Genomic DNA, 3,846 nt, shown 5'->3' with positions numbered 1-3,846 from the left:
TCCTCCGTGACCCTGTGGGGTGTGGTGGACGCCGATGTCAGTCACTACAGCATGGGCGGCCAAAGCAGGACGATGATGAGTTCGTCCGGCAACAGCGGCGACCAATTGGGCTTTCGTGGTACTGAAGGCCTGGGCGGTGGCATGTCGGCCAACTTCTGGCTGGAAGGCCAGTTCACGCCGCAGAACGGTAACGCCGGCGGTTTGACATTCAATCGCCGCAGCACGGTCAGTCTGGCTGGTAACTTCGGTGAAGTGCGCTTGGGCCGGGACTACTCGCCATCTTTCGTGAATCATTGGCTGTTCGATCCGTTCCATGATTCGGGCCCCGGTGCTGGCACCAACATCACCTTGGGCGGGCCCGGACTCACCGCCGGCGGCGCGAACGCTCTCACCGCGGTCCGTGCGAACAACTCCATCCAGTACCTCTGGGGGTTCCGCCCGAATGGACTCGCGATCGTGGGCAGCGGCGTCTATGCGCAGCTGATGTACGCCTTTGCGGGCAACACCAGCAGCCAGCCGTCGACTGGCCAGTACACGGGCGGCCGCATTGGCTACGCGGCCGGCCCGTTCAATGTTGCGCTGTCCTATGCGCAGTCGCATGGCCCCAATGCGAATCCTGCCCTGTACACGACGTTCAAGGAATCGAACCTCGGCGGCTCATACGACTTCGGTGTGGCCACGGTGATGGCGCACTATGGCGTGAACAACTCCGACGCCGCGGGAACCCGATACACGCACTGGGGCCTGGGCGCGACGATCAACGCCGGTCCGGGCTATATCCCGGTCTCGTACAACCGGATCAAACAGAACAATGCGACCAGCGACGGCGCCGACCAGTGGGCGCTGGGCTATGTGTACAACCTGTCCAAGCGCACCGCGCTGTACGCGGCCGTTTCGCACATCAGCAACAAGAACAACGGCACCTACAGCTTCAACGGCAGCAACGGCGGCGGTAATCCCGGCCTGACGGCGACTCCGGGCAGCAGCGGTACCGGTTACGACGTCGGCGTCCGGACCAATTTCTGACTCGCGGCGGAGAAGGCCGGCAAGACGCCACAGCAATTCGTGGCCGGATCCACCTGTCATCGACAGGAATCGTCCTCTTGCCGGCGCCGCCGCAAATCGTCCAGCACCGGGCGCGCCACCAGCAGCAACAGCATCAGGGCCAGCGGCACGGTGGTGACGTAGCCGAACGAGCGAAAACCCAGCGCGCCGAGCACGCTGCCCGTGAAGAAGCACGCGATCAGCAGGGCGTGCAGACGCAATCGCCCGCGGTTCGCCAGCACTGGAGGGCGCTTGTCATTGCGGTTCACATAGAGCAGTTTGCCCAGCTCAATTCCCAGGTCAGTCGTCAGCCCGGTGACGTGGGTGGTACGAATTTCAGCGTTGGATATTTTGCTGATCACCGCGTTCTGCAGTCCCATCATGAAGCACAGCAGGATGACCGTGATCGGTACCAGCAGTGCCGTCATGACGTTCATCACGGCGCCGAACAGGCCGAAAACCAGCAGCAGAATTGCTTCCAGCAACAACGGGATGCCATAGGCGCTGCGCAACTGCCGGCGCAATCCCCAGTTGACCAGAATGGCGGTGGTCATGGCCCCCAGCACAAATGCGAGGTAGGAGCCGATGCCGGTGACGACCAGCGTACCCTTGCCGAGCGCCAGATTGTCCGCCACCGACGAGACTACCCCCGTCATGTGTGAGGTGTATTGCCCCACGGCCAGAAAGCCGCCGGCGTTGGCCGCGCCCGCGACCAGGGCCAGCACCGCGCCCAGGCGCACATTGGTGCGCGTGGTGCGGTTCACATCGGTCCAGCCCCGGATCAGCGGGAACACGCAGACCCCCACGCTCGCTCATGCGCCTGGACCGTCGGTCCTCGATGGCGCGCGCGCAGGGGAATGATCATGGCTACCGCACGCGCATGCCAGGCTGGGCGCCCGGCCAGGGGGTGAGCAGAAAAATGCCGGGACTGGCTTTCTCGTTCGCGTGGCTGGCGGCGAGCACCATGCCTTCGCTGACGCCAAACTTCATCTTGCGCGGCGCGAGGTTGGCGACCATGACCGTGTGTTGGCCGATCAGATCTTCCGGTTTGTAGCTCGAGGCGATGCCGCTGAAGACGTTGCGGTGGCGGCCCTCGCCGACGTCCAGCGTCAGGCGCAGCAGCTTGACCGAGCCTTCGACGGTTTCGCAGTTGACGATCTTCGCGATGCGCAGGTCGATCTTCGCGAAGTCGTCGATGGCTATAGTGGCCGCGATGTTCTCACCGCCGGGCGCTATTGATTCAGAAGCTGATTGCATAGAATCAGCAAGGGCTGGCGCCTCAAACAGTGCCTCAAGCTGCTTGACATCGACGCGCTGCATCAGGTGCTTGTACTCACCGATCTGATGTCCCGACCGAAGGACATTCAGGACATCGGATGTACTCAGCGGCTTTGGAAGACGAAGAAATGCTTCTGCATCTTGAGCCAACTTGGGCAGGATTGGTTTCAAATGCAGTGTGAGTAGCCGGAAACCCTCAATGACCGTAGAGCAGACAAGGTGCAGGTACGTTGGGTCACTGGGGTTAGCGGGAGTAGAGAATTTTTTCGAGAGTTCCCAAGGCTTCGCACTGTCCCAGAATTCATTGATCTCGTCAGCCAATCTCATGATCATCCGAACTGCCAGGCTGAACTCTCGGCTCTCAAAACACTGCAGTATCGAAGCGCTGGTTCTTTGAAAGTTTTGGATCGGTATTTCGTAGAGCGGACCAGTTGTCCGGCCATTCGCTCCTACCGTACCTGACGATAGCTCTCCAATGCGACCCGCAAAATGTTTGTGTAAAAAGCCAGCGGCGCGGCTCGCGATGTTCACGTACTTGCCAATCAGGTCGCTGTTCACGCGCGCCATGAAGTCGTCGGCGTTGAAGTCGATATCCTCGTTGCGCCCATTGAGCTTGGCCGCGAGGTAGTAGCGCAACCATTCGGGGTTCATGCCCAGGTTCAGGTACTTGAGCGGGTCCAGCCCGGTGCCGCGGCTCTTGCTCATTTTCTCGCCGTTGTTCACCGTGAGGAAGCCGTGCACGAAGATGTTGTCGGGCGTCTTGCGGCCGCTGAACTTGAGCATCGCGGGCCAGAACAGGGTGTGGAAGGTGACGATGTCCTTGCCGATGAAGTGGTACTGCTTCAGCAGCGGGTCGGCCATGTAGGCGTCGTAGCTCTGGCCGCGCCGCTCCAGCAGGTTCTTCAGCGACGCCAGGTAGCCGATCGGCGCGTCCAGCCAGACGTAGAAATACTTGCCTGGCGCGTCGGGAATCTCGATGCCGAAGTAGGGCGCGTCGCGGCTGATGTCCCAGTCGCCCAGGCCCTCGCTGGTGCTGCCGTCGGGGTTGGAGCGCACGCTGAACCATTCCTTGACCTTGTTCGCGACTTCGGGCTGCACATGCTGGCCGTTTTGCGTCCAGTCCTGCAGGAACGCCACGCAGCGCGGGTCGGACAGCTGGAAGAAGAAGTGCTCCGAGCTTTTGAGCACCGGCTTGGCGCCCGACAGCGCCGAGTAGGGGTTGATCAGATCCGTCGGCGCATAGACCGCGCCGCAGACCTCGCAGTTGTCGCCGTACTGGTCCTTGGCATGGCAATTCGGGCACTCGCCCTTGATGAAGCGATCCGGCAGGAACATGTTCTTCTCGGGGTCGAAGAACTGCTCCACCACATTGGTACTGATCAATCCGGCCTTCTTCAGGTCGCAGTAGATCTGCCGCGCCAGCGCGTGGTTTTCGGGCGCGTCGGTCGAATGCCAGTTGTCGAACGCGATGTGAAAGCCGTCCAGATACGGCTTGCGGCCCGCGGCGATGTCGGCCACGAACTG

Annotated in this window: 3 protein-coding genes; 1 reads left to right on the top strand and 2 read right to left on the bottom strand. The window is 61.6% G+C overall.

What is annotated here, in order from left to right; translation table 11 throughout:
- Window positions 1–1,026, top strand: a 1,026-nt coding sequence (locus EPN51_RS28915; protein ID WP_293049305.1) for a porin, incomplete at its 5' end; no start/stop codon positions are given.
- A 56-nt stretch (window positions 1,027–1,082) separates the two neighbouring features.
- On the opposite strand, the gene EPN51_RS28910 is transcribed toward EPN51_RS28915, so the two are convergent.
- On the bottom strand, window positions 1,083–1,838 hold the full coding sequence (locus tag EPN51_RS28910) for a YoaK family protein (protein ID WP_293049304.1): 756 nt from the start codon (window positions 1,836–1,838) through the stop codon (window positions 1,083–1,085).
- Between the two features lie 73 nt (window positions 1,839–1,911).
- The coding region (gene metG, locus EPN51_RS28905; protein ID WP_293049303.1) for a methionine--tRNA ligase at window positions 1,912–3,846 on the bottom strand (1,935 nt) is incomplete at its 5' end.

This window comes from Mycobacterium sp., assembly GCF_004298145.1.
Classification (GTDB): Bacteria; Actinomycetota; Actinomycetes; order Mycobacteriales; family Mycobacteriaceae; genus Mycobacterium.
The sequence above is the reverse complement of the archived record's forward strand: the minus strand, read 5'-3'. Positions and strand labels throughout refer to the sequence as shown.